This is a genomic window from Streptococcus sp. KR (genome assembly GCF_002238115.1).
Taxonomy (GTDB): domain Bacteria; phylum Bacillota; class Bacilli; order Lactobacillales; family Streptococcaceae; genus Streptococcus.
In genome coordinates this window covers 45,463-62,554 of the sequence record NZ_NGVM01000009.1, presented here as the reverse complement: position 1 = coordinate 62,554, position 17,092 = coordinate 45,463, and the positions used below count along the sequence as shown (strand labels likewise).

General features: G+C 42.9%; 19 protein-coding genes. 18 read left to right on the top strand and 1 reads right to left on the bottom strand.

All coding sequences use genetic code 11. The features are described from left to right. The first annotated feature begins 54 nt into the window (after window positions 1–54). The 11 genes from CBI42_RS05150 (at window position 55) to CBI42_RS05100 (ending at window position 9,021) form a co-directional block, all read left to right on the top strand. Window positions 55–456, top strand: a complete 402-nt coding sequence (locus CBI42_RS05150) for a Spx/MgsR family RNA polymerase-binding regulatory protein (RefSeq protein ID WP_000631254.1) — start codon at window positions 55–57, stop codon at window positions 454–456. Then, window positions 456–734, top strand: coding sequence for a UPF0223 family protein (locus CBI42_RS05145; protein WP_001041974.1), 279 nt, complete (start codon window positions 456–458; stop codon window positions 732–734). The genes CBI42_RS05150 and CBI42_RS05145 overlap by 1 nt, the downstream gene beginning before the upstream one ends. Continuing rightward, window positions 724–1,497, top strand: a complete 774-nt coding sequence (locus CBI42_RS05140) for an inositol monophosphatase family protein (protein WP_094753413.1) — start codon at window positions 724–726, stop codon at window positions 1,495–1,497. The genes CBI42_RS05145 and CBI42_RS05140 overlap by 11 nt, the downstream gene beginning before the upstream one ends. After that, window positions 1,498–2,802: an RsmF rRNA methyltransferase first C-terminal domain-containing protein gene (locus CBI42_RS05135; protein ID WP_094753412.1), complete on the top strand. Its 1,305-nt coding sequence runs from the start codon at window positions 1,498–1,500 to the stop codon at window positions 2,800–2,802. A 327-nt stretch (window positions 2,803–3,129) separates the two neighbouring features. Continuing rightward, on the top strand, window positions 3,130–4,008 hold the full coding sequence (locus CBI42_RS05130) for a phosphate ABC transporter substrate-binding protein PstS family protein (protein ID WP_094753411.1): 879 nt from the start codon (window positions 3,130–3,132) through the stop codon (window positions 4,006–4,008). After that, window positions 4,008–4,925, top strand: a complete 918-nt coding sequence (gene pstC, locus CBI42_RS05125) for a phosphate ABC transporter permease subunit PstC (protein ID WP_001070903.1) — start codon at window positions 4,008–4,010, stop codon at window positions 4,923–4,925. Before CBI42_RS05130 ends, pstC begins: the two co-directional genes overlap by 1 nt. Then, window positions 4,915–5,799 (top strand): phosphate ABC transporter permease PstA, encoded by an 885-nt coding sequence (gene pstA, locus CBI42_RS05120; RefSeq protein WP_000543046.1) that lies wholly within the window; start codon window positions 4,915–4,917, stop codon window positions 5,797–5,799. The genes pstC and pstA overlap by 11 nt, the downstream gene beginning before the upstream one ends. A gap of 10 nt (window positions 5,800–5,809) precedes the next feature. Beyond that, on the top strand, window positions 5,810–6,613 hold the full coding sequence (gene pstB, locus CBI42_RS05115; protein ID WP_020900241.1) for a phosphate ABC transporter ATP-binding protein PstB: 804 nt from the start codon (window positions 5,810–5,812) through the stop codon (window positions 6,611–6,613). Between the two features lie 12 nt (window positions 6,614–6,625). After that, on the top strand, window positions 6,626–7,384 hold the full coding sequence (gene pstB / locus CBI42_RS05110; RefSeq protein WP_000133484.1) for a phosphate ABC transporter ATP-binding protein PstB: 759 nt from the start codon (window positions 6,626–6,628) through the stop codon (window positions 7,382–7,384). Window positions 7,385–7,395: 11 nt separating this feature from the next. Continuing rightward, window positions 7,396–8,049, top strand: a complete 654-nt coding sequence (gene phoU, locus CBI42_RS05105; protein ID WP_000946460.1) for a phosphate signaling complex protein PhoU — start codon at window positions 7,396–7,398, stop codon at window positions 8,047–8,049. A 156-nt stretch (window positions 8,050–8,205) separates the two neighbouring features. Continuing rightward, window positions 8,206–9,021 (top strand): ABC transporter substrate-binding protein, encoded by an 816-nt coding sequence (locus CBI42_RS05100; RefSeq protein WP_094753410.1) that lies wholly within the window; start codon window positions 8,206–8,208, stop codon window positions 9,019–9,021. A 125-nt stretch (window positions 9,022–9,146) separates the two neighbouring features. Here CBI42_RS05100 and CBI42_RS05090 read toward each other — a convergent pair whose 3' ends face one another. Continuing rightward, a complete protein-coding gene (locus tag CBI42_RS05090) occupies window positions 9,147–10,418 on the bottom strand; it encodes an aminotransferase-like domain-containing protein (RefSeq protein WP_094753409.1) in 1,272 nt (423 codons plus the stop codon). 141 nt (window positions 10,419–10,559) lie between these two features. Between CBI42_RS05090 and budA the strand changes: the two genes are divergently transcribed. From budA to CBI42_RS05055, 7 genes are all read left to right on the top strand, one after another. Continuing rightward, window positions 10,560–11,291 carry an acetolactate decarboxylase gene (gene budA / locus CBI42_RS05085; protein ID WP_094753408.1) on the top strand — a complete coding sequence of 244 codons (732 nt, stop codon included), beginning with the start codon at window positions 10,560–10,562 and terminating at the stop codon, window positions 11,289–11,291. A gap of 9 nt (window positions 11,292–11,300) precedes the next feature. Next, window positions 11,301–12,053, top strand: a complete 753-nt coding sequence (locus CBI42_RS05080; RefSeq protein WP_094753407.1) for a YhfC family intramembrane metalloprotease — start codon at window positions 11,301–11,303, stop codon at window positions 12,051–12,053. 110 nt (window positions 12,054–12,163) lie between these two features. Further along, window positions 12,164–13,069 carry a UDP-N-acetylmuramate dehydrogenase gene (gene murB / locus CBI42_RS05075; protein WP_084925818.1) on the top strand — a complete coding sequence of 302 codons (906 nt, stop codon included), beginning with the start codon at window positions 12,164–12,166 and terminating at the stop codon, window positions 13,067–13,069. Between the two features lie 159 nt (window positions 13,070–13,228). Continuing rightward, window positions 13,229–14,386: an ABC transporter ATP-binding protein gene (locus CBI42_RS05070; protein WP_000742895.1), complete on the top strand. Its 1,158-nt coding sequence runs from the start codon at window positions 13,229–13,231 to the stop codon at window positions 14,384–14,386. Then, window positions 14,367–15,173 carry an ABC transporter permease gene (locus tag CBI42_RS05065; RefSeq protein ID WP_004258194.1) on the top strand — a complete coding sequence of 269 codons (807 nt, stop codon included), beginning with the start codon at window positions 14,367–14,369 and terminating at the stop codon, window positions 15,171–15,173. Before CBI42_RS05070 ends, CBI42_RS05065 begins: the two co-directional genes overlap by 20 nt. Continuing rightward, entirely contained in the window at window positions 15,170–15,943 is a 774-nt protein-coding gene (locus CBI42_RS05060) for an ABC transporter permease (RefSeq protein WP_000712740.1), read from the top strand. The genes CBI42_RS05065 and CBI42_RS05060 overlap by 4 nt, the downstream gene beginning before the upstream one ends. Then, complete coding sequence (locus CBI42_RS05055; protein ID WP_061590278.1) at window positions 15,940–17,010, top strand: ABC transporter substrate-binding protein; 1,071 nt, start codon at window positions 15,940–15,942, stop codon at window positions 17,008–17,010. Before CBI42_RS05060 ends, CBI42_RS05055 begins: the two co-directional genes overlap by 4 nt. The last annotated feature ends 82 nt before the right edge of the window (window positions 17,011–17,092 follow it).

The window sequence follows — 17,092 nt, the reverse complement described above, 5'->3', positions numbered from 1 at the left end:
GCTTTATTTTTTTGTATAATAGAATTAGCAAAGTATAGATAAGAAGAGAAAAGCATGATTACACTATTTCTATCACCGAGCTGTACTTCATGTCGTAAGGCAAAGGCTTGGTTAGAAAAACATAAGGTGCCCTTTGAGGAGCACAATATTATGACTAGTCCTTTAACAAGAAAAGAATTGCAACACATCCTTTCCTTGACCGAAAATGGTACTGATGACATCATTTCAACTCGTTCAAAAATTTTTCAAAAATTAGATATTGATGTAGAAAGTATTTCGGTATCGGAATTGCTTCATTTAATTGAGCAGTACCCTAGTCTTTTGCGTCGCCCAATTATTATTGATGCCAAACGTATGCAAATTGGGTTTAATGAAGATGAGATTCGTGCTTTTCTCCCTCGTAGTTACCGTAAGCAAGAACTAAAAGAAGCAAGAATGAGAGCTGGTATTAGTTAATGAACAAACAGTATAGTTACCCACTAGATTTGTCGTGGAGCACTGAAGAACTTGCTTCAGTGCTTTCTTTTTTTAATGATGTTGAAGCTGCCTATGAGGGCAAGGTAGAGGCTAAAAAGTTACTGGACTCCTATAAGGGATTCAAGGCGGTTGTGCCAAGCAAGAGCGAAGAGAAACGTTTGGGACGAGAATTTGAAACAGTTAGTGGCTATTCGCTTTACCGAGCAGTTCAGGCTGCCAAGGAAAAAGGGGAAGGAAAGATTTCTCTTGGAAAGTAAATTTGAATTTGCCAAAGAGCTTATTAAGAAGGCGGGCCAGTACATCCTTGATCATATGCAGGAAGACTTGCGTGTTGAGACCAAGTCCTCTCCAACAGACTTGGTGACCAGACTGGACAAGGAAGTTCAGGAACTATTGGTGGGTGAGATTTTGTCCCGTTATCCTGAGGATAAGATTTGTGCTGAAGAAGGTTGTCTACGAGCCTCGGTTCAAGAGGGCAAGGTTTGGGTCATTGATCCGATTGATGGGACCAATAACTTTGTCGCCCAGCAGGAAGATTTTGCTGTCATGATGGCTTATTTTGAAAATGGTCAGGGGCAGTTTGGTCTGATTTATGATGTGGTCAAAGGGGATTGTTACCACGGTGGTGGAGCCTTTCCCGTTTGTCTAAATGATAAGCCCCTAGCTCCCTTTAAAGCAAAACCACTTGGAGATTTTCTCATTGCAGGGAATAGTGGTATGTTGGAAACCAATGAATGGGGGCTGGCTGATTTGAGTCGAGCGGTACTTGGTGTACGTGTCTATGGGAGTGCGGCCATTAGTTTTGCCAAGATTTTGTCAGGGCGTTTGTTGGCCTATGTCACTTATCTGCAACCATGGGATTATGCTGCGGCTAGTATTTTAGGGGAGAGTCTGGGTTATCGAGTTGTGACCCTATCTGGTGAGGCTCCTGATTTTCAGACCAGACAGCCGGTTATGATGCTACCTCTTGAGATGCAGGAGGAAATTCAGTCCTATATTTACGAAAGGAAAAGAACTTAAATGCAATTTCCAGAAGGATTTGTTGAAAAATATGAAGAGATACTAGGAGATGAGGCAAGAGATTTTCTTGCCTCTTTTGAGGAGGAAGCGGTTTCGGCCTTTCGGGTCAATCCTTTAAAAGAAGCGCCAGTTTCCTTTTCTGATTCCATTCCTCAAACTCCTTGGGGACATTATGGGAAGGTTTCAGGGAAATCGTCTGAGCATGCTACTGGTTTGGTTTATTCGCAAGAACCTGCTGCTCAGATGGTTGCTCAAGTAGCCCAGCCCAGTCCTGGAATGAAGGTTTTGGACTTGGCTGCTGCTCCAGGCGGCAAATCAACTCAACTGGCAGCCTATCTAGCAGGCGAAGGACTTCTCGTCTCCAATGAAATTTCAAGCAAACGGGCTAAGATTTTGGTTGAAAACATGGAGCGCTTTGGAGCGATAAATGTTGTGGTTACCAATGAATCTGCTGACCGTTTGGCCAAGGTTTTTAAAGGCTATTTTGACCTCATTGTCCTTGATGCTCCTTGCTCTGGTGAAGGGATGTTTCGTAAGCAACCAGATGCTATGGACTATTGGAACTTAGATTATCCGAGTCAATGTGCTAGTTTGCAAAGAGAAATTCTAGCAGATGCAGTGACCATGCTAGCTGAAGGTGGTCGTCTGGTTTATTCAACCTGTACCTGGGCACCTGAGGAAAATGAAGAAATAGTCAATTGGCTACTGGAAGAGTATGATTTTGATTTGCTACCAGTTGAACATATCAATGGAATGGTAGCTGGTATTGACCTGCCAGAAACGGCTCGTATGTACCCTCATCATTTTAAGGGAGAGGGGCAGTTTGTAGCCCATTTGCAATTTAAGGGTGAAAATCCAGCCCCTAAATATAAGGCAAGTAAGAGTAATCTCAGCCGCGAACAAGTGGCCTTGTGGCAGGAATTTGCACAAAAACATTTGCAGGTCAATCTAAGGGGAATCTTGCAGACTTTTGGTGACCAACTCTATCTCCTGCCAGAACTTTTGCCAGATTTAGGGAAACTCAAGATTGCTCGGAATGGCCTGCATCTGGGTACCTTTAAGAAGAAACGCTTTGAACCCAGTTTCGCTCTTGGTCTAGCCTTGAAACCGAGTCAGGTCAAGCAGTCGGTTGAAATTGACCAAGAGAAATTTGTAAAGTATGCCGCTGGAGAAACCGTTCAGCTGGCAGAAAGTCTGCCAAATGGTTGGTACCAAGTTTTGGTTCAAGGCAATGGGTTGGGCTTTGCTAAGGTGACGGGAAATGTTTTGAAAAATTATTTTCCAAAAGGCCTAAGATTCAAGTGAAAATGCTAGTCAAAGTAGCTTGTCTATGTTATAGTGGAAGTATGGATTTTTTTCAAATTGTCTTTCATTTTAAGTCAAAATTGGTGGAGATGGTAACTAAGCAAATTTCTAGTTAAACCAAGCTAATACTCTTCGAAAATCAAATTCAAACCGCGTCAACATCGCCTTGCCGTACTCAAGTACAGCCTGCGGCTAGTTTCCTAGTTTGCTCTTTGATTTTCATTGAGTATAAGAACTTTAGTTGGCTCCCAATTTTAAAAAAGAAAAACATAAATAAATAGTTGAAAAAATTCACAGCATTCACCATTATTTTCAAGGAGAAAAACAGTGAAAAAAAGGAAAAAACTCGCTCTATCCCTTGCGGCTCTTTTGCTAGCAGGTTCTTTGGCGGGATGTGCTAGCTGGATTGATCGTGGAGAATCCATGACAGCTGTTGGCTCAACGGCTCTTCAACCTTTGGTCGAAGCTGCAGCAGATGAATTTGGTTCTATGCACGTTGGAAAAACAGTCAACGTCCAAGGTGGAGGATCTGGTACAGGTCTGTCTCAGGTTCAATCTGGAGCTGTTGATGTAGGAAATTCAGACGTATTTGCTGAGGAAAAAGACGGTATCAACGCATCCGCTCTAGTGGATCACAAGGTTGCTGTAGCGGGCTTGGCAGTCATTGTAAATAAGGAAGTTGATGTTGAAAATCTGACAACTGAACAACTCCGTAGCATCTTCACAGGTCAAGTGACCAACTGGAAAGAAGTCGGTGGGAAAGACCTAGCCATTTCTATTATTAACCGCGCGGCAAGTTCAGGTTCGCGTGCAACCTTTGATAGTGTTATCATGGATGGTCAATCGGCCGTGCAGAGTCAAGAACAGGATTCAAATGGGATGGTCAAAAACATTGTTTCCCAGACACCAGGAGCCATTTCTTATCTAGCCTTTGCCTATGTGGATGACTCGGTGAAACGCATGAAATTGAATGGCTATGAGCCGATTGCAGAAAATGTTACAACCAATAACTGGCCTTTGTGGTCTTATGAACACATGTATACTCTAGGTCAGCCAAATGAATTGGTGGCAGAGTTTCTCAACTTTGTCCTCTCAGATGAAGCGCAAAGCGGAATCGTTAAGGGAATGGGCTATATTTCTGTTAAGGAAATGAAGGTTGAAAAAGATGCTGTAGGAATAGTGACAGCACTAGAAGGGAGTCACTAATGAATCAAGAAGAATTAGCTAAAAAATTACTTTCTCCCTCAAAGAACTCTCGTCTAGAGAAATTAGGAAAAGGCTTGACCTTTGCCTGTCTGTCTTTGATTGTTATCATTGTGGCCATGATTTTGATTTTCGTAGCCCAAAAAGGTTTGTCGACCTTCTTTGTCAATGGGGTTAATATCTTTGATTTCCTATTTGGACAAACTTGGAATCCTTCAGGTAAACAATTTGGTGCCCTTCCCATGATTTTGGGTTCCTTTATTGTCACAATCCTATCAGCCCTTATCGCAACTCCTTTTGCCATTGGTGCGGCAGTTTTTATGACCGAAGTCTCACCAAAAGGTGCTAGAATCTTGCAACCAGCCATTGAATTGCTAGTCGGTATCCCTTCCGTTGTGTATGGATTTATCGGTTTGCAGGTCGTAGTTCCCTTTGTACGTAGTGTCTTTGGTGGAACTGGTTTTGGGATTCTGTCAGGGATTTTCGTACTCTTTGTCATGATTTTACCGACGGTAACCTTTATGACAACAGATAGCTTGCGTGCGGTGCCTCGTCACTACCGCGAAGCTAGTTTGGCTATGGGAGCCACTCGCTGGCAAACCATCTGGCGTGTGACCTTGAAGGCGGCGCGTTCAGGGATTTTCACAGCAGTGGTCTTTGGGATGGCACGTGCCTTTGGTGAGGCCTTGGCCATTCAGATGGTGGTCGGAAACTCAGCCGTAGTCCCAACTTCATTGACAACGCCTGCTGCGACCTTGACCTCTGTTTTGACCATGGGTATCGGAAATACCGTTATGGGAACTGTTGACAATAACGTTCTCTGGTCACTAGCCTTAGTCTTGCTTTTGATGAGTTTGGCCTTCAACAGTGTGATTAAATTGATTACGAAAGAAAGAGGAAAGAAAAACTATGCACGCTAAGAAATTAGATAAAATTGCAACAGCTGTCCTCTACTCGATTGCAGGAATTATTGTTGCCATCTTGGCATCCTTGATTCTCTATATCTTGGTTCGTGGTTTGCCCCACATCTCTTGGTCTTTCTTGACTGGCAAATCATCTTCTTACCAAGCAGGTGGAGGGATTGGAATTCAGCTTTATAATTCCTTCTTCCTTTTGGTCATTACCTTGATTATCTCTGTGCCTTTGTCTATGGGAGCTGGGATTTTCCTAGCTGAATACGCCAAAAAAGGTCCTGTGACCAACTTTGTCAGAACCTGTATTGAAATCTTGTCTTCACTGCCATCCGTGGTTGTAGGTCTCTTTGGTTACTTGATCTTTGTAGTCCAGTTTGAGTATGGATTTTCAATCATTTCAGGTGCCTTGGCCTTGACAGTTTTTAACCTGCCTCAGATGACTCGTAATGTTGAGGACAGTTTGAAACATGTTCACCATACGCAACGTGAGGCTGGTCTGGCTCTTGGAATTTCTCGTTGGGAGACTGTGGTTCATGTCGTCATTCCAGAAGCCCTTCCAGGTATTGTGACTGGGGTCGTCTTAGCTTCTGGTCGTATTTTTGGTGAGGCGGCTGCTCTCATCTATACAGCAGGACAATCCGCTCCAGCCCTAGACTGGTCTAACTGGAATATTCTCAGTGTGACTAGCCCAATCTCTATCTTCCGTCAAGCAGAAACCTTGGCTGTCCACATCTGGAAAGTCAATAGTGAAGGTACTATTCCAGATGGAACCATCGTATCAGCAGGTTCTGCGGCCGTGCTCCTCATCTTTATCCTCATCTTTAACTTTGGAGCTCGCAAACTCGGAAGCTACCTACATAAGAAATTAACCGCTGCCTAAAGGAGAAGCCATGTCAAAATATAATTGGGATGAAAAGCATATCATCACCTTTCCTGAAGAGAAAGTGGCCCTCTCTACTAAGGATTTACATGTTTACTACGGTAAAAAAGAATCCATCAAGGGCATCGATATGCAATTTGAAAAAAATAAAATTACTGCCTTAATTGGCCCTTCTGGTTCAGGGAAATCAACCTACCTCCGCAGTCTCAATCGGATGAATGATACCATTGATATTGCCAAGGTAACAGGTCAAATCCTCTATCAAGGGATTGATGTCAACCGTCCAGAAATCAATGTCTATGAGATGCGTAAGCACATTGGAATGGTCTTCCAACGACCAAATCCCTTTGCCAAGTCTATCTACCGTAACATCACTTTTGCCCATGAACGTGCAGGAGTTAAGGACAAGCAAGTCTTGGATGAAATTGTGGAAACCTCTCTTCGTCAGGCTGCCCTCTGGGATCAGGTCAAAGACGATTTGCACAAGTCAGCCTTGACCCTATCAGGTGGTCAGCAGCAACGCCTCTGTATCGCTCGTGCTATCTCTGTTAAACCAGATATCCTCTTGATGGATGAACCAGCGTCAGCTTTGGATCCGATTGCGACAGCTCAGCTGGAAGAAACCATGCTGGAATTGAAGAAGGACTTTACCATCATCATCGTGACCCACAGTATGCAGCAGGCTGCGCGTGCTAGTGACTACACAGGATTTTTCTACTTGGGTGACTTGATCGAGTACGATAAGACCTCTAATATTTTCCAAAATGCCAAATTACAGTCGACCAATGACTACGTAACAGGACACTTTGGATAGAAAGGAAACAGTATGACAGAAGCGATTTTACAGGTTTCTGACCTGTCCGTTTACTACAATCAAAAGAAGGCCTTGAATAGTGTTTCCCTATCTTTCCAACCTAAGGAAATTACAGCCTTGATTGGTCCATCTGGATCAGGGAAGTCAACCCTCCTCAAGGCTATCAACCGCATGGGAGATCTCAATCCAGAGGTGACCACAACTGGTTCAGTGGTATACAACGGTCACAATATTTACAGCCCACGTACAGATACAGTTGAATTGCGGAAGGAAATTGGTATGGTTTTCCAACAACCAAACCCCTTCCCTATGTCTATTTACGAAAATGTTGTTTATGGGCTTCGTATCAATGGAGTTAAGGACAAGCAGGTTCTGGATGAAGCAGTAGAAAAAGCCTTGCAACGAGCTTCCATCTGGGATGAGGTCAAGGATCGCCTGCATGATTCAGCTATCGGGCTTTCAGGTGGACAACAACAACGTGTCTGTGTTGCCCGTGTCTTGGCAACCAGTCCTAAAATCATTCTTTTGGATGAACCGACTTCAGCCTTGGATCCTATCTCGGCTGGTAAGATTGAGGAAACCTTGTATGGTCTAAAAGATAAATACACCATGCTCTTGGTTACGCGTTCCATGCAACAAGCCTCTCGTATTTCTGACAAGACAGGATTTTTCCTAGATGGAGATCTGATCGAGTTTAACGATACCAAGAAGATGTTCCTCAACCCACAACACAAGGAAACAGAAGATTATATTTCAGGAAAATTTGGATAAGGAGATAAATGATGTTACGTTCTCAATTTGAGGAAGATTTAGAGAAATTGCACAACCAGTTCTATGCTATGGGACAAGAAGTGCTATCCCAGATCAATCGGACAGTGCGTGCCTTTGTTACGCATGACCGTGATTTGGCCAAGGAAGTCATCGAAGACGATGCAGAAGTAAACGAATACGAAGTGAAATTAGAGAAGAAATCATTTGAAATGATTGCCCTTCAACAACCAGTTTCTCAAGACTTGCGTACCGTTTTAACAGTCTTAAAAGCCGTATCTGACTTGGAACGTATGGGGGACCATGCCGTTTCCATTGCAAGAGCAGCCATTCGTATGAAGGGGGAGCAACGCATCCCAGCTGTTGAAGAAGAAATTAAGAGAATGGGGCGTGATGTCAAGAACTTCGTTGAAGCAGCCCTTGAACTCTATCTCAATGGTTCAGTAGATCAGGCCTATGAAGTAGCAGCAATGGACGAAAAAATCAACCATTACTTTGATAGCATTCGTGACTTGGCTACAGAAGAAATCAAGAAAAATCCAGATGCCATCGTTACAGGTCGTGATTATTTCCAAGTGATTGCCTTCTTGGAACGCATTGGAGACTATGCTAAAAATATCTGTGAATGGGTTGTTTACTTTGAAACAGGTAAGATTGTCGAACTATAAAATAGTTTCATTCTGTATAAAAAGGAGCTTGAAATCAATTGATAGCTCCTTTTTTGAATGAAAAAAATATTTTTAAGATAAAAATTCAAAAAACACTTGACAAGCAACTTGGATAGCGTTATAATTATACAAAATTAACAGAGAGGTTGTTTATTTATGAAATCAAAAAAATGGATATTTGTTTTATGTAGTTTTCTTGCAAGTTTCTTCTTAGTAGCTTGTCAGTCGGATTCTAATGGTTCTCAGTCAGCTGTTGAAGCCATTAAGCAAAAGGGGAAATTAGTTGTGGCGACTAGTCCTGACTATGCACCTTTTGAATTCCAATCCTTAGTTGACGGAAAAAATCAGGTAGTCGGTGCGGACATTGATATGGCCCAAGCTATCGCTGATGAACTTGGGGTGAAGTTGGAAATTTCAAGCATGAGTTTTGATAATGTCTTGACCAGTCTTCAAACTGGTAAGGCTGACCTAGCTATCGCAGGAATTAGCGCTACTGATGAGAGAAAAGAAGTCTTTGATTTTTCAATCCCTTACTATGAAAACAAGATTAGTTTCTTGGTTCGTAAGTCTGATGTAGAAAAATACAAGGATTTAATTAGCCTTGAAAGTGCTAATATTGCAGCCCAAAAAGGGACTGTTCCAGAATCGATGGTCAAGGAACAATTGCCAAAAGCTCAATTGACTTCCCTAGCTAATATGGGTGAAGCTGTTAATGAATTACAGGCTGGAAAAGTAGATGCTGTTCACATGGATGAGCCTGTTGCCCTTAGCTATGCTGCTAAAAATGCAGACTTAGCTGTCGCAACTGTCAGCTTGAAGATGAAGGACGGCGAAGCTAATGCAGTTGCCCTTAGAAAAAATAGTGCTGATTTGAAAGAAGTGGTGGACAAGGTCATCCAAAAACTCAAGGATGACGGTACCTACCAAAAATATCTTGAAAAGGCGGCAACCTTAACAGAAGTTGAAGAATAATACTCAATGAAAATCAAAGAGCAAACTAGGAAGCTAGCCGCAAGCTGTACTTGAGTACGGTAAGGCGACGCTGACGTGGTTTGAAGAGATTTTCGAAGAGTATAAGAAAAAAGCAGAGTTGGAAGTCAATCCAATTCTGCTTTTAAATAGTTTAAAACCTTTTCCAGATTTTCTAAGGATACCTTGGCAAATTGATAAGGGCAGGCATCCAAGTAAGCCTCCTCAAAGAAGTCCAATTTCAGCTGACTGTGTTTTAGGCTGGCGATTTTAGGATACTGTCTGAGGTCTAGCAATAAACCATCATGAAGCGGAAAGTGAGGAAGGGGACAAGGTGTTTTAGTTAAGATTTCCTCGATTTGTTTTTGGTAAGTTTCCTGATTGGACAAGCGAGCCAGACGATTTTTCTCAAATAATTGACTGTCAATATAGAGTGATAAGGCCTTTTGCATGATGAGGTTGCTGTCGTAGTCTAGGATATTTTTGTAGGCCACAAAGGCTTCTTTGATAGCATTTGGCAGAATGAGTGCCGTAATCCGCAGGGCTGGAAAGAGGCTGGTTGAGAAGGACTTGATATAAATGACGCGCTCCTCTGTATCTAGATAGTGGAAGGTCTGGCCCTTCTTGGAGTCCAAATCCCCCAAATAGTCGTCCTCTACGATATAGACACCATACTTGGCAGCTAAGTCAAGAATAGCTCGTTTGTCCTGCTCAGAATAGGAATGCCCCAGAGGATAGTGGAAGCGAGGAATGGTATAGAAAAACTTAATTTTTCCTGTTTTGAAGTGGCCTTCCAGTTCCTCCAAGTCAATCCCATCAATGCCTCGTTCAATCGTTTGATAGTCCAGACCTTGAGCAATCAAGAGACGATTCATCCGATGGTAGGTCGGCTGTTCCACCAAGATTGCCTTGGCTTGGCTAGGAAAGGATATTTGAGAAAGGATAAACAAGGCTTGCTGGGTTCCAGAAGTCAGTACAAGTTGATCAGCCTTGCAGTAGAGGGCTTGGTCAAAGAGGAGTTTATGAATAGACTGTCTTAGGTCTTCTAAACCTTCTTGGTTGTCATAGTAGTTAAAGAGATAGTTTTCCCGGCCAATCAAGGTTTCATTGACACAGAGTCGGAAATCATCATAGGCACTAGCATGTTCGTCTGTAACCTCGATTTCTAGGTCTTGGTGTTGCCCTTGTTCTAAGACATAGTAGCCACTCTGGGGCTTGGCATAGAGGTATTGTTCGTGCCGTAATTCCAGCAAGGCACGTTGAATGGTGTCCTTGCTACAGTGAAAGTCAAGGCTCAGTTGACGGATAGAAGGCAGGCGGCTACCCGTCGGAAAGCGTCCAGACTCGATACCATTTTTCAGATAAGAAACGACCTCTTGGTACTTGCTTTGTTTCTTCATTCCAGACCTCCCTTGATTTTGTTACATTGTACCTTTTTTTTTTCTTCTTGGCAATGTCTAAGGTGTTTCTCTCGTTCACATCTAGGGGCAAATGTGGTATACTTAGGAGTAACATTTATAGAATAACAGACAAGAAAGTGAATGGATAAGAACGTGCAGGAACCAGTGAAATTATTTCAATACAATACCCTTGGAGCCTTGATGGCTGGCCTTTATGGTGGTACCATGACAGTAGGAGAATTGCTAGAGCATGGTGACCTTGGTTTGGGAACCTTGGATTCCATTGATGGGGAATTGATTGTCTTGGATGGCAAGGCTTATCAGGCCAAAGGATCAGGAGAGCAACCAGAAATTGTAGAAGTATCACCAGATGCTCTCATTCCTTATGCAGCAGTAGTACCGCATCAAGCAGAGGTTATTTTCCGCCAGCGGTTTGAGATGACAGACAAGGAATTGGAAGAGCGAATCGAGTCTTATTATGACGGGGAAAATCTTTTCCGCTCTATCAAGATTCGTGGGGAATTTTCACATATGCATGTGCGTATGATTCCCAAGTCGACACCAGAGACCAAGTTTGCTGATGTCGCAACCCATCAACCTGAATATAGTCGTGACAATGTGGTGGGAACCATCGTTGGTTTCTGGACGCCAGAGATTTTCCATGGAGTTAGTGTGGCAGGCTACCATCTGCACTTCATCTCAGATGACTTGACCTTCGGTGGGCATGTCATGGACTTTGTCATCAAGGAAGGGATTATCGAGGTGGGAGCGGTTGACCAGTTGGACCAACGTTTTCCAGTCCAAGATCGTCAATACTTGTTTGCTAAGTTCAATGTTGACGAGATGAAAAAAGATATTGAAAAGGCGGAATAGGAGAAGAAAATGACCATTCATATTATCATTACCATATTGCTGTTGCTGGCTTTCTTGATAGGAAGCATTTGGTATACCAAAAAGAAACACCAGATTAATCTAGCTGTCTTGGGCTTGGGGGCTGTTGCCTTCTTTGTCTCTTCACAGATTTTAGAAAAACTGGTGCATATCTTGGTTTTACATCCTCAAAAAGACGGTAGTATTGCCCTCTTGCGAGACCATCCGCTTGTCTATATCATCTATGGCCTAGCCATGGCAGCATTTTTTGAGGAAACTGCTCGTCTTATTTTCTTCAAATGGTTGGAGAAAAAGAGAAGTTTGGAAAAGGCAGATGCCTTGGCTTATGGATTGGGGCATGGTGGCTTGGAGTTGATTTTCCTAGGTCTTACTAGTTTGATTAATCTCTACATCGTTCTCTCAGCAGTTCAAACGCAAAATCCACAGGTTATGCAATTGCTGTCTGAAAATATGTTGAAAACTATTCAGTCGCTATCAGTCTGGCAGATTTATTTGCTTGGTTTTGAGAGAATCTTGGCGCTAGGTTTCCAATTACTCTTGACTGTTTGGGTTTACCAAGCTGTTCGCCAGAAGAAATGGATTTATCTCCTAGCAGCCTATGGCCTACATGCCTTCTTTGATCTGGCACCATCTCTTGCCCAAGTTGGCTGGTTGACCAATCCAGTCTTGGTTGAAGTTGTCCTAGCACTTGAACTTGTTCTGGTTGCCTATGGAACAAAGGCAATCTTTTGCAAAAAATCATAAAAAGAGGGGGAACCTCTTTTTTGTTTAAAATAAGCCCAAGATTTTTTTAGGGTCGTCAAATGGTCTTAAAAATGGTATAATGGAATGAATTTTGTAAAAGGAAGAGTGTCATGTCAGTAAAAGAAAAAATGCTTGAAATTTTAGAAGGGATTGATATCCGTTTTAAAGAACCCTTGCATAGCTATAGTTATACAAAAGTAGGTGGAGAGGCCGATTATTTGGTCTTTCCACGAAATCGTTTTGAGTTGGCTCGCGTTGTCAAATTTGCCAATCAAGAAAATATCCCTTGGATGGTTCTTGGGAATGCCAGCAACATCATCGTTCGTGATGGTGGAATTCGTGGATTTGTCATCTTGTGTGACAAGCTCAATAATGTTTCTGTTGATGGCTATACTATTGAAGCAGAAGCAGGTGCTAACTTGATTGAAACAACTCGCATTGCCCTTCGTCATAGTTTGACTGGCTTTGAGTTTGCTTGTGGCATTCCAGGGAGCGTTGGCGGTGCTGTCTTTATGAATGCAGGTGCCTATGGTGGTGAGATTGCCCACATCTTGCAGTCTTGTAAGGTCTTGACCAAGGATGGAGAAATCGAGACCCTGTCTGCAAAAGATTTGGCTTTTGGTTACCGCCATTCAGCCATTCAGGAGTCTGGTGCAGTTGTCTTGTCAGCTAAATTTTCCCTTGCTCCAGGAAACCATCAGGTTATCAAGCAAGAAATGGATCGCTTGACGCATCTACGTGAACTCAAGCAACCTTTAGAATATCCATCTTGTGGTTCGGTCTTTAAGCGTCCAGTAGGGCATTTTGCAGGTCAATTAATTTCAGAAGCTGGCTTGAAAGGCTATCGTATCGGTGGCGTAGAAGTGTCTGAAAAGCACGCAGGTTTTATGATCAATGTTGCTGACGGAACGGCTAAAGACTACGAAGACTTGATTGAGTCTGTGATCGAAAAAGTCAAGGAACACTCTGGCGTTACTCTTGAGAGAGAAGTCCGTATTTTAGGTGAAAGCAAGTAGGAAGCTTTGGCTAAAAAGCTGCTGCTATGTCATGGAAAGGGGGTGAAAGCCTATCGTCAGTGCAGAAAAATGTAGGCAGTTCAATCTCCTACACGAGCTAGTAGCGGCCTGACAGAGCCTTGATCTGTTAATCTATGAAAAAGAAGGAATAAATGACAATTGAAAAAACCAATTATTGAATTCAAAAACGTCTCTAAAGTTTTTGAAGACAGCAACACCAAGGTTCTCAAAGATATCAACTTTGAGTTGGAAGAAGGGAAATTCTATACCCTTCTAGGCGCATCTGGTTCAGGGAAATCAACTATCCTAAACATCATTGCAGGTTTGCTAGATGCGACGACAGGAGATATTTTGCTGGACGGTGTCCGTATCAATGACATCCCAACCAACAAGCGTGACGTCCATACGGTCTTCCAATCCTATGCCTTGTTTCCACATATGAATGTGTTTGAAAATGTTGCTTTTCCGCTCCGCTTGCGCAAGATTGATAAGAAAGAAATCGAGAAACGCGTAGCGGAAGTTCTCAAGATGGTTCAGTTGGAAGGTTACGAAAAACGTTCCATTCGTAAACTATCTGGAGGACAACGCCAGCGTGTGGCTATTGCCCGTGCCATCATCAACCAACCTCGTGTGGTTTTGTTGGACGAGCCTCTGTCAGCGCTTGACTTAAAATTACGAACAGATATGCAGTACGAACTGCGTGAACTACAACAACGATTGGGCATTACCTTTGTCTTTGTCACTCACGATCAGGAAGAAGCCCTTGCCATGAGTGACTGGATTTTTGTTATGAACGATGGTGAGATTGTCCAGTCAGGAACACCTGTGGACATCTACGACGAGCCGATTAACCACTTTGTTGCCACCTTTATCGGGGAGTCAAATATCTTGCCAGGAACCATGATTGAGGACTACTTGGTTGAGTTTAACGGCAAACGCTTCGAAGCGGTCGATGGAGGGATGAAGCCAAATGAACCTGTTGAGGTCGTTATTCGTCCAGAGGACTTGCGGATTACCCTTCCTGAAGAAGGCAAGCTCCAAGTTAAGGTGGATACCCAGCTCTTCCGTGGGGTGCACTATGAGATTATCGCCTATGACGAACTTGGAAATGAATGGATGATCCACTCAACCCGTAAGGCCATTGTGGGTGAGGAAATCGGTCTGGACTTTGAACCAGAAGACATCCACATCATGCGTCTCAATGAAACAGAAGAAGAGTTCGATGCTCGTATTGAGGAGTACGTAGAAATCGAAGAGCAAGAAGCAGGTCTGATCAATGCAATCGAGGAGGAAAGAGATGAAGAAAACAAGCTCTAAACTCTTTGTAGTGCCCTACATGCTTTGGATTGCCCTCTTTGTCCTGGCACCCTTGGTCTTGATTTTCGGACAATCCTTTTTCAACATCGAAGGCCAGTTCAGTATAGAAAATTATAAATCTTACTTTGCTTCACAAAACTTGACCTACCTCAAAATGAGCTTTAACTCCGTGCTTTATGCAGGAATTGTGACCTTTGTGACCCTCCTTATCAGCTATCCAACAGCCCTCTTTTTGACCCGTCTCAAGCACCGTCAACTCTGGCTCATGTTAATCATTCTGCCGACATGGATTAACCTGCTCCTCAAGGCCTATGCCTTTATCGGGATTTTTGGTCAAAATGGCTCTATTAACCAATTTTTGGAATTTATCGGAATTGGTTCGCAGCAGTTGCTCTTTACCGATTTCTCCTTTATCTTTGTCGCAAGCTACATCGAGCTTCCCTTTATGATTTTGCCGATTTTCAATGTCTTGGATGATATGGATAACAACCTCATCAATGCCAGCTACGATCTCGGTGCGACCAAGTGGGAGACCTTCCGTCATGTCATCTTCCCTCTATCGATGAATGGAGTGAGAAGTGGGGTCCAATCGGTCTTTATCCCAAGTTTGAGTCTCTTCATGCTGACCCGTTTGATTGGTGGAAACCGCGTTATCACTCTTGGTACAGCTATTGAGCAGAACTTCCTGACTAATGACAACTACGGTATGGGATCAACCATCGGTGTGATTCTTATCCTGACCATGTTCATCACCATGTGGGTGACCAAGGAAAGGAGAGAACGATGAAAAAATTTGCCAACCTTTATCTGGGACTGGTCTTTCTTGTCCTCTACCTGCCCATTTTTTACCTGATTGGCTATGCCTTTAATGCAGGCAACGACATGAATAGCTTTACAGGCTTCAGCCTGAGCCATTTTAAAACTATGTTTGGCGATGGTCGTCTCATGTTGATTGTGACTCAGACCTTTTTCTTGGCCTTTCTGTCAGCCTTGATAGCGACCATTATCGGGACTTTTGGAGCTATTTATATCTACCAGTCTCGTAAGAAATACCAAGAAGCCTTTCTATCACTCAATAATATCCTCATGGTTGCGCCTGACGTTATGATTGGTGCCAGCTTCTTGATTCTCTTTACCCAACTCAAGTTTTCACTTGGCTTTTTGACCGTTCTATCTAGTCACGTAGCCTTCTCCATTCCTATCGTGGTCTTGATGGTCTTGCCTCGACTCAAGGAAATGAACGGTGACATGATTCATGCGGCCTATGACCTTGGTGCCAGTCAATTTCAGATGTTCAAGGAAATTATGCTTCCTTACCTGACTCCGTCTATCATTGCAGGTTATTTCATGGCCTTCACCTATTCTCTAGATGACTTTGCCGTGACCTTCTTTGTAACGGGAAATGGCTTTTCAACCCTATCAGTCGAGATTTACTCTCGTGCTCGCAAGGGGATTTCCTTAGAAATCAATGCCCTGTCTGCCCTTGTCTTTCTCTTTAGTATTATCCTAGTTGTTGGATATTACTTTATCTCACGTGAGAAGGAGGAGCAAGCATGAAAAAACTCTATTCATTTTTAGCAGGAATTGTAGCGATTATCCTCGTCTTATGGGGAATTGCGACGCATCTAGACAGTAAAATCAATAGCCGAGATAGTCAAAAACTGGTTATCTATAACTGGGGTGACTATATCGATCCAGAACTCTTGGAGAAATTCACAGAAGAAACAGGAATCCAAGTACAGTACGAGACCTTTGATTCCAACGAAGCCATGTACACCAAGATTAAGCAGGGTGGAACGACCTACGATATTGCCATTCCTAGTGAATACATGATTAATAAGATGAAGGACGAAGACCTCTTGGTACCTCTTGACTATTCAAAACTTGAAGGTCTTGAAAATATCGGGCCAGAGTTCCTCAACCAGTCCTTTGACCCAGGCAATAAATTCTCTATCCCTTACTTCTGGGGAACCTTAGGAATTGTCTACAATGAAACCATGGTAGAGGAAGCACCTGAGCATTGGGATGATCTCTGGAAGCCAGAGTATAAAAACTCTATCATGCTTTTTGATGGGGCGCGTGAGGTATTGGGACTAGGACTCAATTCGCTCGGCTACAGCCTCAACTCCAAGGATACCCAGCAGTTAGAAGAGACAGTAGACAAACTCTACAAACTGACTCCAAATATCAAGGCTATTGTGGCGGACGAGATGAAGGGCTACATGATTCAGAATAACGCTGCTATCGGCGTGACCTTCTCTGGTGAAGCCAGCCAAATGCTAGAAAAAAATGAAAATCTACGCTATGTGGTACCAACTGAGGCCAGCAACCTTTGGTTTGACAATATGGTCATTCCCAAAACAGTTAAAAACCAAGATGCCGCCTATGCCTTTATCAACTTTATGTTGAAACCCGAAAATGCTCTTAAAAATGCGGAGTATGTCGGTTATTCAACTCCAAACCTACCAGCTAAGGAATTACTCCCAGAGGAGAAAAAAGAAGATAAAGCCTTCTATCCAGATGCTGAAACCATGAAACACTTAGAAGTTTATGAGAAATTTGACCATAAATGGACAGGAAAATATAGCGACCTCTTCCTACAGTTTAAAATGTATCGGAAGTAGTAGTTAGCAGTCACGAAACGAATCAGTCAAGCTGGTTCGTTTTTTTTATGTAAAAGGCAATTTTTGTAATTGTATGTTTTTC

Bases quoted from the DNA above. Each gene is read 5' to 3' on its own strand.
- CBI42_RS05150 (WP_000631254.1), top strand. From the start codon at position 55: ATGATTACACTATTTCTATCACCGAGCTGTACTTCATGTCGTAAGGCA.
- CBI42_RS05145 (WP_001041974.1), top strand. From the start codon at position 456: ATGAACAAACAGTATAGTTACCCACTAGATTTGTCGTGGAGCACTGAA.
- CBI42_RS05135 (WP_094753412.1), top strand. From the start codon at position 1,498: ATGCAATTTCCAGAAGGATTTGTTGAAAAATATGAAGAGATACTAGGA.
- pstC (WP_001070903.1), top strand. From the start codon at position 4,008: ATGAATCAAGAAGAATTAGCTAAAAAATTACTTTCTCCCTCAAAGAAC.
- pstA (WP_000543046.1), top strand. From the start codon at position 4,915: ATGCACGCTAAGAAATTAGATAAAATTGCAACAGCTGTCCTCTACTCG.
- pstB (WP_020900241.1), top strand. From the start codon at position 5,810: ATGTCAAAATATAATTGGGATGAAAAGCATATCATCACCTTTCCTGAA.
- pstB (WP_000133484.1), top strand. From the start codon at position 6,626: ATGACAGAAGCGATTTTACAGGTTTCTGACCTGTCCGTTTACTACAAT.
- phoU (WP_000946460.1), top strand. From the start codon at position 7,396: ATGTTACGTTCTCAATTTGAGGAAGATTTAGAGAAATTGCACAACCAG.
- CBI42_RS05100 (WP_094753410.1), top strand. From the start codon at position 8,206: ATGAAATCAAAAAAATGGATATTTGTTTTATGTAGTTTTCTTGCAAGT.
- CBI42_RS05090 (WP_094753409.1), bottom strand. From the start codon at position 10,418: ATGAAGAAACAAAGCAAGTACCAAGAGGTCGTTTCTTATCTGAAAAAT.
- budA (WP_094753408.1), top strand. From the start codon at position 10,560: ATGGATAAGAACGTGCAGGAACCAGTGAAATTATTTCAATACAATACC.
- CBI42_RS05080 (WP_094753407.1), top strand. From the start codon at position 11,301: ATGACCATTCATATTATCATTACCATATTGCTGTTGCTGGCTTTCTTG.
- murB (WP_084925818.1), top strand. From the start codon at position 12,164: ATGTCAGTAAAAGAAAAAATGCTTGAAATTTTAGAAGGGATTGATATC.
- CBI42_RS05065 (WP_004258194.1), top strand. From the start codon at position 14,367: ATGAAGAAAACAAGCTCTAAACTCTTTGTAGTGCCCTACATGCTTTGG.
- CBI42_RS05060 (WP_000712740.1), top strand. From the start codon at position 15,170: ATGAAAAAATTTGCCAACCTTTATCTGGGACTGGTCTTTCTTGTCCTC.
- CBI42_RS05055 (WP_061590278.1), top strand. From the start codon at position 15,940: ATGAAAAAACTCTATTCATTTTTAGCAGGAATTGTAGCGATTATCCTC.